Origin of the sequence: Mycolicibacterium wolinskyi str. Jessa 2025, assembly GCF_049241375.1 — a bacterium.
Classification (GTDB): domain Bacteria; phylum Actinomycetota; class Actinomycetes; order Mycobacteriales; family Mycobacteriaceae; genus Mycobacterium; species Mycobacterium wolinskyi.
The window spans coordinates 515,056-531,581 of record NZ_CP185960.1; the positions used below are offsets into that span (position 1 = coordinate 515,056).

Below are 16,526 nucleotides of genomic sequence, written 5' to 3' on the forward strand. Positions count from 1 at the left end.
CCGACTACGATTTGCCGGGTGGATGTCGATGCGTTCGTTCTGGCCCATCGAGCCACCTGGGATCGGTTGGACCAGCTGGTGAAACGACGGCGCCGGTTGACCGGCGCCGAGGTGGACGAGTTGGTCGACCTCTATCAGCGGGTGTCCACGCATCTTTCGATGGTGCGGTCGGCTTCCGGGGATTCCGTCGTCGTCGGCCGGCTCTCGGGGCTCGTGGCCCGCGCACGCGCTGCGGTGACGGGCGCACACGCGCCGCTCTGGCGTGAGTTCGTCCGCTTCTGGACGGTGTCGTTCCCCGTGGTGGCCTACCAGGCGTGGCGGTGGTGGCTGGGTACCGCCATCGGGTTCTTCATCGTGACCGTCGCGCTGGCGCTGTGGGTGTCGGGCAACCCCGAGGTGCACTCGGCCATCGGAACCCCAAGCGAGATCGAGGAATTGGTCAACCATGACTTCGCCTCGTACTACAGCGAGCACCCGGCCGGATCGTTCGCGCTGCAGGTGTGGGTCAACAACGCCTGGGTCGCCGCGCAGTGCATCGTGTACGCGATCCTGCTCGGCCTGCCGATCCCGTACGTGCTGTACCAGAACGCGGCGAACCTCGGCCTGATCGCGGGCCTGATGTTCCACGCCGGTCAGGGCGATCTGTTCCTCGGGTTGATCACGCCGCACGGGCTGCTGGAGCTGACGGCGGTGTTCCTGGCCGGCGCGGTGGGCATGCGGCTGGGCTGGTCGGTGATCTCACCCGGGGACCGGCCCCGCGGTCAGGTGCTCGCCGAGCGGGGCCGGGCCGTGGTGTCGGTCGCGATCGGCCTGGTGGTCGTGTTGCTGATCTCGGGAATCGTGGAGGCGTTCGTCACGCCGTCGCCGTTACCGACGTTCGTGCGGATCGCGATCGGCGTCGCCGTCGAGGTCGCGTTCCTGGCCTATGTCATCTACTTCGGCCGCAAGGCGGTTCGGGCCGGCGAGACCGGAGACGTCGAAGACGCGCCGGACGTGGTGCCCACGGGTTAGAGCTTGCCCGCGGCCTTCATGGCCAGATAGTGATCTGCCAGCGCCGGCGCGAGATCCTCCGGGGGAGCGTCGACGACGTCGACCCCGTGGCGGCGCAGCCGCGATGCGATCGCGCGACGATCGTTGCGGGACCGCTCGGCCGCGGCGGCGTCATAGACCTGCGCGGCGTCGGACCGGCCTGCGGCAAGCTGGTCGACGCGCGGATCGGACACCGCCGCGAGCAGCACCTGATGACGCGTGGACAGCTGGGGCAGCACCTTCATGAGGCCCTCGTCGAGGGCTGAGGCGTTGAGATCGGTCAGCAGCACCACGAGCGCGCGACCCCGCACCCGGCGGATGACCGCCGAGACCAGAGCTGTCGCATCGGATTCGACCAGTGCCGGTTGCAACGGCGCCATGGCCCCGACCAGTTGCGCGAGCAGCTCGGTGCGCGACGCGTTGAACACCCCGGCGCGAGTCACCCGGTCGATCGCCAGGAAGTCGACGTGATCACCGGCGCGGGAGGCCAACGCCGCCAACAACAGTGCGGCGTCCATCGACCAGTCGAGCCGGGGCCAGCCACCCGGGTCCCGGGAGGTCGGATCGACCCCGACCCGGCCCGCCGACGTCCGGCTCGTGTCGAGCACGATCACGACGCGACGATCCCGTTCCGGTCGCCAGGTCCGCACGACGACGTCGGCGCGCCGCGCGGTCGCCCGCCAGTCGATCGATCGCACATCGTCGCCGACGACATACTCACGCAACGAGTCGAATTCGGTGCCCTGACCGCGAATGAGCACCGGAATCGAGCCGTCCAGCTCGCGCAGGCGTGCCAACCGGGACGGCAGATGTTTGCGCGACAGGAACGGCGGGAGGATGCGCACCTCACCGGCGATGCGGTGGACCCGCTGCCGCCCGGCCAGTCCCAGCGGACCGACCGACCGGACGGCGACCACCTCCGAGCGTTGATCGCCCCGGCGTACCGGGCGCAGCCGCGTGACGATCCGAACCTGCTGACCCGCAGCGACATTCACCGGCTGGGTGCGCGGTTCGGCGACGGCGCTGGGCGCCCAGGCGTCCCTGATCCGGCCGCGCACGCGACGGCGTCCCGCATTGTGCACGGTGAGCACCGCCTCGACCGTCTGCCCCAGCCGGGCCGCGCGCTCGCCGCTGCGCTCAAGCCGCAGCGCTCCCGGGCTGCCCGCCAGCACGACATCGATCATGACGGCGGCCACCAGCAAGCCCAGCAGCACGGTGAAAGCGATTGCCGGCCAAGGCGCCAACGCGATCGGCAGCACGCAGATCAGCGCGACCAGGCCGGCACGGCCGGTGAGAACCATCAGCGCGGTACCGGCACAGCCGCCAGGATGCCGTCGAGCACACCGTCGGGCGTGGCGCCTTCGAGCTCGGCCTCCGGCCGCAGCGCCACCCGGTGCCGCAGCGTGGACCGGGCCATGGCCTTGACGTCGTCGGGGGTCACGTAGTTGCGGCCGGACAACCAGGCCCAGGACCGGGCGGTGGCCAGCAGCGCGGTCGCGCCGCGCGGGGACACCCCGAGCTGTAGCGACGGGGAATGCCGTGTGGCACCCACGATGTCGACGATGTAGCCGAGCACCTCGTCGGCGACCAGCACCTGACGGACGGCTTCGCGGCCCGCGGCCAGCTCGGCCGCGCCCGCCACCGGTTGCACGGCGGACAGGTCGCGCGGATCGAAGCCGTGCGCGTGGCGGCCGAGAATCGCGATCTCCTGATCCCGCGGCGGCAGCGGGACGTTGAGCTTGAGCAGGAAGCGGTCGAGCTGGGCTTCGGGCAGCTGATAGGTGCCTTCATACTCGATCGGGTTCTGGGTGGCCGCGACGATGAACGGGTCGGGCAGCGGGCGCGGCTCACCGTCCACGCTGACCTGACGCTCTTCCATCGCCTCCAGAAGCGCGGCTTGGGTTTTCGGGGGTGTGCGGTTGATCTCGTCGGCGAGCAACAGGTTGGTGAACACGGGGCCGGCGCGGAACTCGAACTCGGCGGTGCGCGCGTCGTAGACGAGCGAGCCGGTGACATCGCCTGGCATGAGGTCGGGCGTGAACTGCACGCGTTTGAACTCCAGCTGCAGAGCCGCGGAAAGGGTGCGCACCAGCAGTGTTTTCGCGACGCCTGGCACGCCTTCCAGCAATACGTGCCCGCGGCACAACAGGGCGATCACCAGGCCGCTGACCACCGCGTCCTGGCCGACCACGGCCTTCGCGATCTCATTGCGCAAGGCCAACAACGCGTTTCGTGCGGTATCGGGATCGATGGTGGACGCTGGCTGAGTCACGACTGGGCGACCTGCCTTTCGATGTCGTCGAGTTGATGGGCGAGATGGACGAGTTCGGAGTCGGTGGTGGGGGGCGGGCCGAACAACAGATGGCCCAACGACCCGTTGTCCCCGCCGCAGCGGGCGGCTACGGCGGCCACGACGGCGGGCGGCTCGGCGGCCGCGGTCAGGCCCAGGCGTGGCAGCAGGCGTTGCAGCGTCGCGGTGCGCAAGGCGTCGGCCGCGCGGTCGCGGGCCCGGTGCGACCGGTACAGCCTGCCGCGCCCCTCCACGGTCTCGGAGGCGCGCACCACCACCGGAAGCGATTCGGCGACCAGGGGCCCGATACGCCGCACCTGCCACACCGCCAGCAGGGCGACCACGAGCACCAGCTGGTAGACGATCCACCTGACCTGGTCGGGCATGAGATCGGACAGTGTTGCGCTAGCGGATGTCTCGCCTTCGAACCGTTGCGGCGCGTACCAGATCACCCGGGGCGCGGTGCCCGCCAGGTTCATCGCGAGTGCGGCGTTGCCCTGCTTGAGCAGGCCGGAGTTGGACATGAAGTCGGCGGTCCCGACGACCGTGACCGTGCGGCCCTCATCGTGATAGCGGGCCACCGCTCCGCCGTAGCAGCGCGTCACCGGTACGTCACCGGCCGCCTCGAAGGTGTCGGTGAGGCCGAACTGGGCCTCACCCGCCCGGTTGGCCTCGGTCAGTTCGCAATCCGGTTCGCCGCCACCGAACGCGCTCGCCTCTCCGGCCTTCAGGTGCGGGGCAAGTGCCTCCCTGGTCTTGGTCACGGGTTCGAGCAGCAGCAGGTCGCCGGGAGCGTCGGCGAGCTGGGCCAGTTGCTTGTCGCTGGACAAAAACAGCGTCTGCGCGGCGACCACGAGGCTTCCTGGTTGCGCGGCGCGGTGGGCGTCCTCGGCCGTCGCCGCGGTGATCACCTCGACATCGTGCTCACGGAGCAGGGTGACCAGCGCGCGGGCGCCGTCGGGCGACGTCGACTCGGCGTCCATCCGTCCGCCCGGTCTCGGCGCGGTCAGATAGGTGCCCACCGCGGCGACCACGACGATCGCGACGAGGCCGAGTACGACCCAGCGCGCAGTACGCATGCGTTGTCTCATCGGATCTGCGCCCAGCCGTCGGTGGTGGCCGGGGCCGCCGACGCACCGACCGGTCCCGGCGCACGCTCGCGCAGCCTGCCGTCGAGTTCGGCGATCATCCGGTACGCGGACTCGGTGCCGGGTTGTTCGCCGTACGTGACGTCGTTGAATGTGGTTGCCGCGGTGGCCAGTTGATCGGCGAGGGCCGGTAGCGCGGCCGCCGCGTCGCTGGCGAGTTCGGTGGCCGTGCGGCCCGGCACGGGGTTGAGCACCCCGGTCTCCTCAAGGTGGCGCGCCACGGCCCGCAGCCGGTGCCGGATGGCGGCAGCCCAATTCCCTTGTGCCGCGTGCTGTTCAGCGGTGGCACGATGCTCGGCTGCAGTCAGCTCGCGGTTGCCGAACAAGGAGTGTTGATCGCTTCGATTGGTACGCATGGTGCGTCGGGCGATCCGCACGGCGACCCAGACGGCCACGATCACCAGGATCGCGAGTACCGAGATTGTGAACCAGCCACCCGGCACCGATGAGCCCTCGAACGCCAGCCGATACAGCAGTTCGTTGATCCAGTCCATGAACTGCTCGGTCGGCGACGCGCGCGGATAGATCGGCTTGTTCAGCTCGTTCTGCGCAGCGTCATGCGCAGCATCGCGATCGATCTCCAAACCCGTCACTCAGATTTCACCTCAGAACCGCCGGGTCAGCCACAGCTGATCGGTGGATTCGGCAGGGCCCGCGGCGCCGGTCTGCAACACCAGATCGAAGGCCTCGGCGCGGATGCGCCGGTCGGTGTAGAGCAGCACGTCCACGCCGGCGCCGAACGGCGCGGTGATGATCTGTCCGATCATGCCGCCGATCGCGACCAGGATGAGCCCGCCCACGAACATGCCGACACGTTCGGGCTCCAACGACAGCAGCTGGCCGACGAGGCTGAACGGGACGCCGACGGCCGTTGCGACCACGCTGGCGACGATCGCGGCCAGCAGCCAGATGCCGAGCACGCGCCAGAAATCCTTTTTCACCAACGTGAAAGACCTCGCGATCGCGGCGAAAACCCCCAACCGCTCCAGCACGATCAATGCGGGCGCGAACAACAGCACCGTCACTGCGTACAGGAATCCGAGCAACGCCGCCACCATGAGCGGAGCTCCGACGAGGAATGCCGCGAGCCCGCCGCCCACCGCGTCGGCCGCGACGACCGCCACCACGATGAGGACCGCGACCATGACGACCACGAACCCTTGCAGGGCGGTGAGACCGAGCAACGCCAGGAACCGGCCCCGTAACCGTTGCCAGGCTTCGCCGATGGTGATGGACCCGCCGAACACCGATCGGCCGATGACGACGGTGAGCATGCCGGTCAGCAGGACCGAGGCGAGCTGAGTGACGAGGAAGCCGACGATCGTCGCCCCCGAGAACAACGCGATCGCGCCCGTCGACGGCACTTCGCCCGGCGCATCCGATTCGAACCCGCCCATCGCGGTCAACGGCCCGATCTGCAGCAGAAGGGCGATCAGTTGTGCGACCACCACGACGATGGTGGTGAGCCCGAGTGTCGCCTTCGGGTTCGTGCGGATGTAGGCGACCGCGCCGTTGTAGACGTCGGACAGGCTCAGCGGCCGCAGTGGGATGACACCGGGTTTGAGCACCGCCGGGTACGCCGGATATCCCGGCGGCGGGTAATAGCCGGGTGGCGGCCCATAGCCGGGCGGCGGGTAGTAGCCGGGAGGTGGAGCGCCATACGCCTGCGGCGGCGGATATCCGGCTGGGGCATACCCCGGATAACTGGGGCCCGGTGGCGGCGGGGGATAAGGCAGGGGACCGCCGGGCAGCCCATGGGGAGGGGTTGCTCATGCCCACCATCCTGTCCATGACCGAGCAAATTGACAACGTGCCCCGGTTTGTCCCGACCGCCATGGAATCCACTTTGGATACCGTGATATGTATGCCGACCGAGATCATCGTGCGCGGGTCATTCTCCGCATTCGAACCGCCCGAACGTGGGACCGTGCACGCGAGCGTCGCCTATGAGGGCCCGGCCATCGAGTCGGTCTACGAGCGGGTGGTGCGCGATCTGGATGTCGTGAAGTCTTCGATCGAGCCGCTGCACAACCCTGACGGCGGCCCGGTCACGTGGTGGTCCACGCAGCAGTTGCGGACGTGGGCGCACCGGCCGTGGAACAACGAGGGCAAACAACTGCCGCTGGTGCACCACGCGAGCGTCGGACTCGAGGTGAAGTTCAGCGATTTCACCGAATTGTCGCGCTGGGTGGGCGGGCACATCACGAACACCGGCGGGTTCCAGCTGTCGCACATCGAGTGGGCGTTGACCACCCGGCACCGCGATGAGCTCGTGAGCCAGGTGCACACGCGAGCGGTACAGGACGCGGTCGTGCGGGCCCAGCGCTACGCCGATGCCCTTGGGCTCGGGCCGGTGCGACCCGTCACGATCGCCGACGCCGGGATGCTCGGCAGCGCGCCGGTCAACGGGTCGGCCCCCGTCGCGATGCGGGCCATGGCCGTCAAGGCGGCCCCGGAGGTCGAACTGGCGCCCGCCGACATCGAGGTCTCGGTGTCGGTGGATGCGCGGTTTCACGCCGGCGCGGAGGCCGGGTCGGCGTAGGTTGGCCGTATGGCCGAACTCAAGGACAGGCTGCGTGCGGATCTGACCAGTGCGATGAAATCGCAGGACAAGCTGCGCACCGCCACGTTGCGGATGCTGCTGGCCGCGATCCAGACCGAAGAGGTGTCCGGAAAAGAAGCCCGTGAACTGTCCGATCCCGAGGTGATCGCGGTGCTGGCGCGCGAATCCAAGAAGCGCGGAGAGTCGGCCGAGATCTACACCCAGAACGGCCGCGGCGAGTTGGCCGCCAACGAGCACGCCGAGGCGCGCGTCATCGACGAGTACCTGCCCACCCCACTGACCGAGGCCGAGCTGGCCGATGTCGCCGACACCGCGATCGCTCAGGTGGCCGAACAGCTCGGGGAACGCCCGAGCATGCGTCAGATGGGCCAGGTGATGAAGGCCGCGACGACGATCGCCGCGGGCAAGGCCGACGGTGCGAGGTTGTCGGCGGCGGTGAAGGCGCGGCTCTAACCGTCCCGCACCTTCCGTGTGTCATCGGCGTTACGGCGACGTGACATCCCAATCACGGTAGACCGCAACATTTTTCGCCCACCTGGGCGTATCTGCTTCGATTTGACAACGCAGCGGCACTAACTACATTTGGCCTACCGATGTCTACTGTCAATACACTTTGATTCACGAGAGGCAACCGATGAGTCGCCGCATATCTGTCCTGCCCGCCTGCGTTCTGGCGCTGACCACCGCGCTCGCGCTGACGAGTTGCGGATCGCGCGTGGGCGACGAAACCGCCACGCCCGCAGCGAGTTCGTGCGTCGACACCTCGGGTGCCACCGTGAAGATCGGGGCGATCAACTCGCTGTCGGGGCCGACCGCGATCAACGAAACCGTCATCCGCGACGCGATCAAGCTCGCGGTCGACGAGATCAACGCCTCGGGCGGCGTCTCGGGCAAGCAGCTCCAACTCGTCGCCGAGGACGGCGCATCCGAGCCGACGGTGTTCGCGGAGAAGGCGACCAAACTCATCAACAGCGACTGCGTCGCAGCGGTGTTCGGCGGCTACACCTCGGCCAGCCGTAAGGCGATGCTGCCCGTGTTCGAGGACAACAACGCGTTGCTGTTCTACGGCCAGCAGTACGAGGGACTCGAGGATTCCCGCAACATCTTCTACTCGGGCGCCACCACCAACCAGCAGATCATCCCGTCGCTGGACTATCTCAAAGAGCAGGGCGTCAAGTCCCTCTACCTGGTCGGCAGCGACTATGTGTTCCCCAGGACCTCCAATGCGATCGTGCGAAAATACGCCGAGGCCAACGGAATTGAGATCAAGGGCGAAGACTACACCCCGCTGGGTTCGACGGACTTCTCCACGATCGTCAACAAGATCCGCACCGCCGATGCGGACGCGGTGTTCAACGTCGTCGTCGGTGATTCCCTGGTGGCGTTCTTCCGGGAGTTCACGAACGCCGGCCTGACCGCCAAGGACATGCCGGTGATGTCGATGTGTGTTGGCGAGGAGGAGGTCAAGGCCATCGGTGTGCAGAACGTCGCGGGCCACCTCGCGGCCTGGAACTACTACCAGACCCTTGACACGCCCGCCAACCAGAAGTTCGTATCGGCGTTCAAGACGGCTTACGGGGCGGACCGGGTGACCTCGGACCCGATGGAATCGGCATACACCGGCGTGTACCTGTGGAAGGCCATGGTGGAGAAGGCCGGCGCATTCGACGTGCCCGCCGTCCAAAGTGCGGCGGACGGCACGACTTTCGACGGTCCGGAGGGCACCGTGACCGTCGACGGCGATACCCACCACATCACCAAGACGGCGCGGATCGGTGAGATCCGGCCCGACGGTCTGATCTATCAGGTGTGGGATTCCAAGACGCCGATCGACCCCGACCCGTACCTCAAGACCTACCCGTGGGCCACTGACATCGCGCCCAAGTAGGACGGGCGGGCCATGCATCTGACACCCAAGGAAGAGGACCGGCTCCTGCTGTTCCTGGCGGCCGAACTGGCACGCAAGCGCCGTGCGAAAGGCTTGCGGCTCACCTACGCCGAGGCGCGTGCGGTGATCGCCGACGAGGTCATGGAGGCCGCCAGGGCCGGGGCGAGCGTGTCCGAGGCCGCCGCGATCGGGGCGGCCGTCCTGACCGACGACGACATCCTGCCCGGGGTCGCCACGCTCGTCGGCACCGTGCAGGTCGAGGGATTCTTCGAGGACGGGCAGAAACTCGTCACTATCCACGACCCGATCCGCCCAGGGACACAAGACCTTCCGGCCGAACCGGAACCCGGCGAGGTGATCGTCGCCGACGGGGACATCGAACTCAACACCGGTCGCGACGTGACCGAGGTGTCGGTGGTCAACACCGGAGACCGGCCGGTGCAGGTGGGATCGCACTTCCACTTCTTCGAGGTGAACCGCGCGTTGCGGTTCGACCGGGCTCGTGCGTTCGGTATGCACCTCGACATCGCGTCGGGCACCGCGGTGCGCTTCGAGCCGGGCGAGGAACGGGTGGTGACGCTGACGCAGTTCGGCGGTGCCCGCGAGATCTCGGGGCTCAACGACATGGCGACCGGGCTGATGGGCCGTCCCGACGAAGCGCTGATCAGGTTGCGCGACAACGGGTTCGCCGACAGTGGAGAGGACGCGTAATGGCGATCCGGATATCGCGCAAGCACTACGCCGAGCTGTTCGGACCGACCGTCGGTGACCGGGTGCGGCTGGCCGACACCGAGCTGCTTGCCATGGTCGAACACGATCACACCGTGTACGGCGACGAGGCCGTGTTCGGCGGCGGCAAGACCATGCGCGAGGGCATGGCGGTGCACAACGCGATCACCAATGCCGACGGCGCACTGGATTTCGTCATCACCAACGCGCTCGTGATCGACCCGGTGTTGGGAATTCGCAAGGCCGACATCGGCATCAAGGACGGCGTCATCGCCGGGGTCGGTAAAGCGGGCAACCCGCTCACCATGGACGGTGTCGACCCCGGCATGGTGATCGGCGCGGGCACCGACGTGCGCTCCGGGGAAGGCATGATCGCCACCCCGGGCGCCATCGACGTGCACGTCCACTTCGACAGCGCCGGTCTGGTGGAAGAAGCGATCTCGGCAGGCATCACCACGATGATCGGCGGTGGCCTCGGTCCGGTCACGGTCGGCATCACCTCGTCCGGGCCGACGAACCTGGCCCGCATGCTGCGATCGGCCGAGGGCTTCCCGATGAACTTCGGGTTTCTCGGCAACGGCAGCGCGGCCGACCCGGCCCCGATCGTCGAACAAGGGCTGGCCGGCGCCATCGGGTACAAGATCCACGAGGACTGGGGCGCCACCCCGGCCGCCATCCGGGCGTCGCTGGACGCCGGCGACGAGCTGGACCTGCAGGTCCAGATCCACACCGACACACTGAACGAGGCCGGGTTCTACGAGGACACCATGCGGGCCATCGCGGGCCGCGCGATCCACACCTACCACGCCGAAGGCGCGGGTGGCGGCCACGCGCCGGACGTCATGCGGGTGGTGGGTGAGCCACACTGCCTGCCCTCGTCGACCAACCCGACGAATCCCTACACGCTCAACACCTTCGACGAACATCTCGACATGGTGATGGTGTGTCATCACCTCAACCCGCGGATACCCGAGGATGTCGCGTTCGCGGAATCCCGCATCCGGCGCGAGACCATCGCCGCCGAGGACGTCCTGCACGATCTCGGCGCGATCTCGGCCATGGGTTCGGATTCGCAGGGGATGGGCCGCATCGGCGAGACCGTCGCGCGCACATGGCAACTCGCATCGCACATGCGCGCCACCAGGGGTGCGCTGCCTGCCGACGAAGGCACCGGGGCCGACAACGCGCGGATCCTGCGCTACGTCGCAAAACTGACGATCAACCCCGCGCGGCTGTTCGGCATCGACCACGTGGTGGGTTCCCTGGAGCCGGGCAAGCTGGCCGACATCGTGCTGTGGGAACCCAAGTTCTTCGGCATCCATCCCGAGGTGGTGTTCAAGGGCGGCTTCCCGGCGTGGTCGGTGATGGGCGAAGCCAACGCGTCGCTCATGACCTGCGAACCGCTGCGGTACCGGCCCCAGTGGACGGCCTTCGGACAAGCGCCCGCCGACGTGTCGGTGAACTTCGTGGCCCAGGCCGCGATCGATGCCGACCTCGGTGGCCGGCTCGGCCTCGCGACACCGCTACGGGCCTGCCGCGGTGCACGGGCGCTCACGAAAGCCGGTCTGCTGCACAACGATTACCTGCCGCACATCACGATCGACCCCGACACCTACCGCGTCGAGGTCGACGGCGAACTGTGCACGTCCACGCCGATGGCGCGAGTACCGCTCGGCCGTCGGTACACGATCAAGTAGGAGGCCCCATGAGCGTGCGGATCGGTATCGGCGGACCCGTCGGATCCGGTAAGACCCGGCTGGTCGAGCGACTCGTTCCGATCTTGTCCGGCAACGGGATCGACGTCGCCGTCATCACCAACGACCTCGTGACCGATGAGGACGCCCAGCGGGTGCGGCGCAGCGGCGTGATCGATCCGGCCCGCGTGCTGGCGGTCGAGACCGGCGCGTGCCCGCACACCGCCATCCGGGAGGACCCGTCGGCCAACCTCGCCGCGGTGTTCGAGCTCGAACGCGAATATCCCGGGTTGGACGTGGTGCTCATCGAATCCGGCGGCGACAACCTCGCCGCGACCTTCACGTCGGACCTGGTGGACTACTGGATCTTCGTCATCGACACCGCAGCCGGCGACGACATCCCGCGCAAGAAGGGCATCGGGCTGCTGCAGGCAGACCTGTTGGTGATCAACAAGATCGATCTGGCGCCCATGGTGGGTGCGGACCTGGACCGGATGCGGGCCGACTGCGCGGTTGCGCGGCCGACCAAGCCCACGGTGTTCACCGACCTGCGCAGCGGGACCGGGCTGGACGACGTGTTCACCACGGTCTGCCGGGGAGCGATGCTGGAACCGCACCGGGTATGACGGCCGGCGCGCTGCACGTCGATCTGATCGGCGACCCGGCGGGGCGCACCCGCGTGGCGCGGCTCGTGCAGCAGTTTCCGCAGCGCGTCACCGCCCCCATGTACCTCGACCCCGACGATCCGGGCCGCGCCTACCTGTGTGTGCAGAACCCCAGCGCGGGTGTGTTCCCGGGAGATCGGCTCAGCACGCGGGTGAGCGCCGGCCCGGGCACGCGGCTGTATCTGACCTCGCAATCGGCGACACAGGTGTTCGCACCGCACGCCGGCAGCACCGACGACGTGGCGCGCGCCGATTTCGACTTCCGTGTCGGCGAAGCCGCGGTGGTCGAGTATGTCCCGAAAACCGTCATCCCGCAGTCGTCGTCGCGGTATCGGCAGGAGACATCGGTTTCGGTCGAGACCGGCGGGGTGTTCATCGGCTGGGAGTCGGTGGCCGCGGGCCGGATCGGCCACGGCGAGCGGTTCCGCTACCACCGCTACGATCTGCGCACGACGGTCCATTGCGGCGACGCCGTGCTGGCACGCGAGCGGATGCTGCTGTGCCCCACCGCGGCGGACGTCACCGGTGCCGGAATGCTCGGTGGATACGACTATTTCGCGGTCATGACCGTCGTCGCGCCGGATCGCGATGCGGCCGGGCTCATCGAGACACTGCGCGCGGCCGTCACGGACGAGGTGCTCTGCGGGGTGAGCGCATTGCCGGGCGACGTGGGAGCCACGGTGCGGGTGCTGGCGCACCGCGCGCCCGTGCTCGCCGAGGCCGAACAGGCGCTGCGCACCGCGGCGAAGTGTGCGCTGGCGCGGCTCAGTGAACCGATGGTGAGGATGTGACGATGACAACGGTGGAGACGATCCTGGGCGACGTGACCGATCCGGCCCTGGCCGGACGGCGGATCTGCCCGGTGGACATCGGCTGGGGCGATGCCCGCAAGCACCGCCAGGTGGTCACCGCCGCTGACGGGCGGGACATCGAAATCCGTTTGGCGCGGGGAAGTTTCCTGTACGACGGCGCGGTGTTGTGGGATGACGGCCAGGAGATCGGCGTGGTGCGGCGTCCGGCAGAGGACGCGATCGTGCTGGACTTCGCCGACAATGCCGGAGTCGACGGTGTGCGAGGCGCGCTGCTGCTGGGCTACTGGTTGGGCAATCAGCATGCACCGCTGGAGGTTTCGGACAAACAGCTACGGACACCGCTGTTCACCGGAGCCCAAACCGCCCTGCAGACATTGCAGCGGCTGCGGCTGGCAGGCGAGGTGAGAGCCGTCGAACTGGCCGCGGGCGGCTGGACCACCACCTCGGCCGACCATCACCATCACCATCACCATGACTGATCCGGCCGCCGCGCTGGCCTGGCTGCAACTGCACGACAACGCGTTTCCCGCCGGGCGCTTCGTGCACAGCTACGGAGTCGAGTCGTGGCTGCAGGCGCATCCCGCGGCGACCGACAGCGAGATCTGCCGGTTGGCAGAGTCTTTCGTACGCCAGAGCGTGGCGACACTCGACGCCGTCGTGGTCGCACATACCTGGGCGGTCGCGGAGCTGTCCGCCCTGACGAGGCTGGATGCGTTGACCACGTCCTACAAGCTCACCGCCAACGCCCGCGCGGCCTCACACGGCTGCGGCAGGCAGCTCGCACTGGTCGCACAGCAGGTCGGCGTATGCGCGCCGTTTTTGGGTGCGGTGACGGGCGGTCACACCGACGGCAACCTGGCCGTCGTGGAGGCCGTGGTGCAGCGCGAGCTCGGCATCGGTCGACTCGACGCGGCGCTGGGCTCGATCAGGTCCGGCTACGCCGGGGTGTTGAGTGCCGCTGTCCGGTTGGGCCGGCTCGGGCCCATCCGGGCGCAACGTGCATTGCTCGACGCCCGCCGGCAAATGGTGGAGATGGCCACGCTGGCATTGGCCACGCCGCTGGACGACATGCATTCGACCACCCCGGAGCTCGAGATCTGGGCGATGCGTCACGAAACCGCGTCGGGGCGCATGTTCACGACCTGAAAATTGCCTTCTCCCAGCCGTTTGAGATCGATGGCGCCGGGTACCCGCCACCGATCTGCAGTCCCAAGACAGCCCTGGAGGTACCCCGGATGTTCATCCACAACAAAGACTTGCAATTCGAGGTCCGCGTGACCGAGCCCGACCCACGCTTCGCGACGCTGCTGCAGGAGCAGTTCGGCGGCGCGAACGGGGAGTTGAAGGCCGCCATGCAGTACTTCACGCAGGCATTCGTGCTTCGGGAGAAGAACCCGAAAATGTATGACCTGTTCATGGATATCGCGACCGAGGAGCTGTCGCACCTGGAGATGGTCGGCTCGATGATCACGATGCTGCTCGACGGGCTCAACGACGATCTGAAGATGGCCAACGAACGGTGTGACTGGATGCCCGCGGTCGGCAGCGCCGACGGCCGCGACCAGATCATGCACAGCGTCGCGGTCAATCCGCTGTACTTCGTCCTGACCGGCGGGGGCCCGGACGTCAGCAACTCCCAGGGCGTGCCATGGCAGGGCTCGTACGTCAACGCCAACGGCGACCCGTCGGTCGACCTGCGCAGCAACCTCGCCGCCGAGTCGCGCGCCAAGGTGGTGTACGAGTACCTCAAGCAGTTCACCGACGATCCGGGTGTGCAGGACACGCTCACGTTCCTGATGACCCGCGAGGTCGCGCACTACCAGCAGTTCACCGCGGCCCTCAACGAGCTGCCGGTCAACTTCCCGCCCGGGCAGCTGCCGGGCGATGACCGGTTCCAGAACGTGGCGTTCAACATGTCCAACGGCGCCGGTGACGCGCGCGGGCCGTGGAATCAGGGGCAGGGCCCGTGGCCCGAGGGCATGAAGTGGAAGTACGTCAACAAGCCGGAGGAAGAATGGCTCGGTGGCCGGCTGCGCCAGAACCAGGGTGCGAAGAAGAACCCCGAGGGCGCCCCTGCGGTGGACAGCGAGAAGCCGTTCACCCATGAACAGCACACCGCCACTTCCTGATCGAACGCCAGCGGCCGACGCCGGCGAGGGCGTCGGCCGCTGGTCTGTCCGTCGGTCAGTGGATCTGCGGATCGGGCGGGTTGTCCTTCTCCCGGCCGGTTGCCGCGTCGCGGACGTGGTCGACCATCGCGGCCGCGGCGCCCATCGTCTTCTGGACGGCCGGGTTCGACGGGGTGTCGGGATGTGGCCGGGTCGGAGCGGTCTTTTTGGCCTGTTCGAGTTTGGCGCCGAGTTTCTCAGCTCCTCGCGGCTGACGACGGCCTCGAACTTGGGCCACACGACATCCTCCTCGTAGGCGATGTGTTCGCGGCCCACCTTCACGAATTCTCTTAGCGCGTCGTGGTATTCGGTCTCACCTGGCTGGCCGTCCTCCAGCTTTTGGAGCAGTTCCTTGCCGGCCTGCTCCTGTTCGATCGCCTCGTCGGCGAGTTCGTCGCCGTCGTCGAGCGCGTCACGCACCGCCGGCCAGAAGATCTGCTGCTCGATTGACTCATGTTGTGATTCGGCGATGACCAGATTGGTCACCATGGTGGCCAACCCGCTCTGTTCGGCACCCGATCCGGTCGGTGCGCCGTCGAGTACCTCCAACATGCCGAGCACACTCTTGTGGTCCTGGCGGAGAAACGTCAATGCATCCATGTCCAAAGCCCTTCTGCGGAAAACAGTTGGGTGCGCATACCCCAGGCGATCGGGTTGAAACCCGGTGGCTCCGGGTACTTCGAATGCCATGCCACGCGGTGACGGGATCTACGACGAGGAACATGCCGACAAGCCCGAGAAGGCCGACAAGGCCGGCCAACGCCCGGCGGGAAAAGAGGTGCCGGAGGACACCCCGGACGTGGATACCGGCGAGGGCACCACACAGGAGCCGCCGGACTGAGGTCACTCGGCCCCGCGGCCGGTTCGGCTCCGTTCGTATGCGGCGCGGCGGAACTCGGCCAGCCAGTGGGGCGTCAGGCTCACGCCGGGAACGATGTGCAACGCGGGATCGAAGGGGACGTCGCGGCCGTGAGGAACCTTCTTCCGCAGCGCGATACGCGCCAGCGGGCGAAAGCCCTCGGTGCCCGGGGCTTGTTCGAGCTCGAATTCCAGGCCGGTCCGGCCGAGTTGATCGTCGACGCTGGCCAGCGCCAAGCCGCCGCCGTCGAAGCGCGTCGTCAGCCGAGCCCGCAGCCACCAGTGCGTGTCCTCGTACTTGAGCGGCATCAGGCTCGACAGCGTGACGTTCCGCCAGGAAGTCGCCGGGCACAACAGGATTCGTTGACCGGCGAACGTCGACGCGAGCAGGATGTCCCATGGCGTCCCGGACAGTTGGGGCGGCATTCGCCAGGCCAGCCCGACGATGTCGGGCAGGGAACCGGGCAGGCCGATCCCTTTCGAAACCCGCCCGACGATCTCGCATGATCGGATCGGTAAGCCGTCACCGTCCGGCGCGGTCCGCTCGATCGTGCCCTGCGCCAGCACCCCGGTCGGGTGGAAGAACCGGCGGTGCCGCAGCGAGGCGCCGAGCTGGACCGGCAGGGTGACGGCATCGGAAAGCTTCACTGCCACGGATTGCCCGCAGCGACCCGACGACAAA

The 16,526-nt window shown here is 67.9% G+C and carries 18 protein-coding genes and 1 pseudogene; 12 read left to right on the top strand and 7 right to left on the bottom strand.

What is annotated here, in order from left to right; translation table 11 throughout:
• Nucleotides 1-18 precede the first annotated feature (18 nt).
• Nucleotides 19-1,011, top strand: a complete 993-nt coding sequence (locus ACOI2T_RS02680; RefSeq protein ID WP_409502527.1) for a stage II sporulation protein M — start codon at nucleotides 19-21, stop codon at nucleotides 1,009-1,011.
• Here the strand turns inward: ACOI2T_RS02680 and ACOI2T_RS02685 are convergent.
• Genes ACOI2T_RS02685 through ACOI2T_RS02705 form a run of 5 tightly spaced genes read right to left on the bottom strand, consistent with a single transcriptional unit; the run spans nucleotide 1,008 to nucleotide 6,218 of the window.
• Nucleotides 1,008-2,330 carry a DUF58 domain-containing protein gene (locus ACOI2T_RS02685; RefSeq protein WP_409502528.1) on the bottom strand — a complete coding sequence of 441 codons (1,323 nt, stop codon included), beginning with the start codon at nucleotides 2,328-2,330 and terminating at the stop codon, nucleotides 1,008-1,010. The genes ACOI2T_RS02680 and ACOI2T_RS02685 overlap by 4 nt on opposite strands.
• Nucleotides 2,330-3,301, bottom strand: a complete 972-nt coding sequence (locus tag ACOI2T_RS02690; RefSeq protein WP_409502529.1) for an AAA family ATPase — start codon at nucleotides 3,299-3,301, stop codon at nucleotides 2,330-2,332. Before ACOI2T_RS02690 ends, ACOI2T_RS02685 begins: the two co-directional genes overlap by 1 nt.
• Entirely contained in the window at nucleotides 3,298-4,410 is a 1,113-nt protein-coding gene (locus tag ACOI2T_RS02695) for a DUF4350 domain-containing protein (RefSeq protein WP_409502530.1), read from the bottom strand. The genes ACOI2T_RS02690 and ACOI2T_RS02695 overlap by 4 nt, the downstream gene beginning before the upstream one ends.
• A complete protein-coding gene (locus ACOI2T_RS02700) occupies nucleotides 4,407-5,060 on the bottom strand; it encodes a DUF4129 domain-containing protein (RefSeq protein WP_409502531.1) in 654 nt (217 codons plus the stop codon). Before ACOI2T_RS02700 ends, ACOI2T_RS02695 begins: the two co-directional genes overlap by 4 nt.
• Before the next feature lie 12 nt (nucleotides 5,061-5,072).
• Nucleotides 5,073-6,218 carry a DUF7847 domain-containing protein gene (locus ACOI2T_RS02705; protein WP_421877205.1) on the bottom strand — a complete coding sequence of 382 codons (1,146 nt, stop codon included), beginning with the start codon at nucleotides 6,216-6,218 and terminating at the stop codon, nucleotides 5,073-5,075.
• Between the two features lie 113 nt (nucleotides 6,219-6,331).
• On the opposite strand from ACOI2T_RS02705, the gene ACOI2T_RS02710 reads away from it, so the two are divergent.
• The 10 genes from ACOI2T_RS02710 (at nucleotide 6,332) to ACOI2T_RS02755 (ending at nucleotide 14,947) form a co-directional block, all read left to right on the top strand.
• A complete protein-coding gene (locus ACOI2T_RS02710; RefSeq protein ID WP_421875744.1) occupies nucleotides 6,332-7,009 on the top strand; it encodes an SIMPL domain-containing protein in 678 nt (225 codons plus the stop codon).
• A gap of 9 nt (nucleotides 7,010-7,018) precedes the next feature.
• Complete coding sequence (locus ACOI2T_RS02715) at nucleotides 7,019-7,483, top strand: GatB/YqeY domain-containing protein (RefSeq protein WP_409502533.1); 465 nt, start codon at nucleotides 7,019-7,021, stop codon at nucleotides 7,481-7,483.
• 181 nt (nucleotides 7,484-7,664) lie between these two features.
• Nucleotides 7,665-8,918, top strand: coding sequence for an urea ABC transporter substrate-binding protein (urtA, locus tag ACOI2T_RS02720; RefSeq protein ID WP_409502534.1), 1,254 nt, complete (start codon nucleotides 7,665-7,667; stop codon nucleotides 8,916-8,918).
• A 12-nt stretch (nucleotides 8,919-8,930) separates the two neighbouring features.
• A complete protein-coding gene (gene ureB / locus ACOI2T_RS02725; protein ID WP_409502535.1) occupies nucleotides 8,931-9,629 on the top strand; it encodes an urease subunit beta in 699 nt (232 codons plus the stop codon).
• Entirely contained in the window at nucleotides 9,629-11,344 is a 1,716-nt protein-coding gene (gene ureC, locus ACOI2T_RS02730; RefSeq protein WP_409502536.1) for an urease subunit alpha, read from the top strand. Before ureB ends, ureC begins: the two co-directional genes overlap by 1 nt.
• Nucleotides 11,345-11,352: 8 nt before the next feature.
• Entirely contained in the window at nucleotides 11,353-11,967 is a 615-nt protein-coding gene (gene ureG, locus ACOI2T_RS02735; RefSeq protein ID WP_409502537.1) for an urease accessory protein UreG, read from the top strand.
• Complete coding sequence (locus ACOI2T_RS02740) at nucleotides 11,964-12,797, top strand: urease accessory protein UreD (protein WP_409502538.1); 834 nt, start codon at nucleotides 11,964-11,966, stop codon at nucleotides 12,795-12,797. The genes ureG and ACOI2T_RS02740 overlap by 4 nt, the downstream gene beginning before the upstream one ends.
• Before the next feature lie 2 nt (nucleotides 12,798-12,799).
• The gene (locus ACOI2T_RS02745; protein WP_409502745.1) at nucleotides 12,800-13,297 is read left to right on the top strand and encodes an urease accessory protein UreE; all 498 of its coding nucleotides are present in this window, start codon (nucleotides 12,800-12,802) and stop codon (nucleotides 13,295-13,297) included.
• Nucleotides 13,290-13,964 carry an urease accessory protein UreF gene (locus ACOI2T_RS02750; RefSeq protein ID WP_409502539.1) on the top strand — a complete coding sequence of 225 codons (675 nt, stop codon included), beginning with the start codon at nucleotides 13,290-13,292 and terminating at the stop codon, nucleotides 13,962-13,964. The genes ACOI2T_RS02745 and ACOI2T_RS02750 overlap by 8 nt, the downstream gene beginning before the upstream one ends.
• Before the next feature lie 89 nt (nucleotides 13,965-14,053).
• Nucleotides 14,054-14,947 (top strand): manganese catalase family protein, encoded by an 894-nt coding sequence (locus tag ACOI2T_RS02755; RefSeq protein WP_067850169.1) that lies wholly within the window; start codon nucleotides 14,054-14,056, stop codon nucleotides 14,945-14,947.
• Nucleotides 14,948-15,002: 55 nt separating this feature from the next.
• On the opposite strand, the pseudogene ACOI2T_RS02760 reads toward ACOI2T_RS02755, so the two are convergent.
• Nucleotides 15,003-15,586, bottom strand: a pseudogene (locus ACOI2T_RS02760) (hemerythrin domain-containing protein).
• An 88-nt stretch (nucleotides 15,587-15,674) separates the two neighbouring features.
• Here ACOI2T_RS02760 and ACOI2T_RS02765 point away from each other — a divergent pair.
• Nucleotides 15,675-15,827 (top strand): hypothetical protein, encoded by a 153-nt coding sequence (locus ACOI2T_RS02765; RefSeq protein ID WP_409502541.1) that lies wholly within the window; start codon nucleotides 15,675-15,677, stop codon nucleotides 15,825-15,827.
• Nucleotides 15,828-15,829: 2 nt separating this feature from the next.
• Here ACOI2T_RS02765 and ACOI2T_RS02770 read toward each other — a convergent pair whose 3' ends face one another.
• On the bottom strand, nucleotides 15,830-16,498 hold the full coding sequence (locus ACOI2T_RS02770) for a phosphodiesterase (protein WP_409502542.1): 669 nt from the start codon (nucleotides 16,496-16,498) through the stop codon (nucleotides 15,830-15,832).
• Nucleotides 16,499-16,526 lie beyond the last annotated feature (28 nt).

Excerpts from the sequence above, each read along its gene's own strand:
- ACOI2T_RS02685 (WP_409502528.1), bottom strand. The coding sequence starts at position 2,330 with ATGGTTCTCACCGGCCGTGCCGGCCTGGTCGCGCTGATCTGCGTGCTG.
- ACOI2T_RS02695 (WP_409502530.1), bottom strand. The coding sequence starts at position 4,410 with ATGAGACAACGCATGCGTACTGCGCGCTGGGTCGTACTCGGCCTCGTC.
- ACOI2T_RS02710 (WP_421875744.1), top strand. The coding sequence starts at position 6,332 with ATGCCGACCGAGATCATCGTGCGCGGGTCATTCTCCGCATTCGAACCG.
- ACOI2T_RS02715 (WP_409502533.1), top strand. The coding sequence starts at position 7,019 with ATGGCCGAACTCAAGGACAGGCTGCGTGCGGATCTGACCAGTGCGATG.
- urtA (WP_409502534.1), top strand. The coding sequence starts at position 7,665 with ATGAGTCGCCGCATATCTGTCCTGCCCGCCTGCGTTCTGGCGCTGACC.
- ureB (WP_409502535.1), top strand. The coding sequence starts at position 8,931 with ATGCATCTGACACCCAAGGAAGAGGACCGGCTCCTGCTGTTCCTGGCG.
- ureC (WP_409502536.1), top strand. The coding sequence starts at position 9,629 with ATGGCGATCCGGATATCGCGCAAGCACTACGCCGAGCTGTTCGGACCG.
- ureG (WP_409502537.1), top strand. The coding sequence starts at position 11,353 with ATGAGCGTGCGGATCGGTATCGGCGGACCCGTCGGATCCGGTAAGACC.
- ACOI2T_RS02740 (WP_409502538.1), top strand. The coding sequence starts at position 11,964 with ATGACGGCCGGCGCGCTGCACGTCGATCTGATCGGCGACCCGGCGGGG.
- ACOI2T_RS02745 (WP_409502745.1), top strand. The coding sequence starts at position 12,800 with ATGACAACGGTGGAGACGATCCTGGGCGACGTGACCGATCCGGCCCTG.
- ACOI2T_RS02750 (WP_409502539.1), top strand. The coding sequence starts at position 13,290 with ATGACTGATCCGGCCGCCGCGCTGGCCTGGCTGCAACTGCACGACAAC.
- ACOI2T_RS02755 (WP_067850169.1), top strand. The coding sequence starts at position 14,054 with ATGTTCATCCACAACAAAGACTTGCAATTCGAGGTCCGCGTGACCGAG.
- ACOI2T_RS02765 (WP_409502541.1), top strand. The coding sequence starts at position 15,675 with ATGCCACGCGGTGACGGGATCTACGACGAGGAACATGCCGACAAGCCC.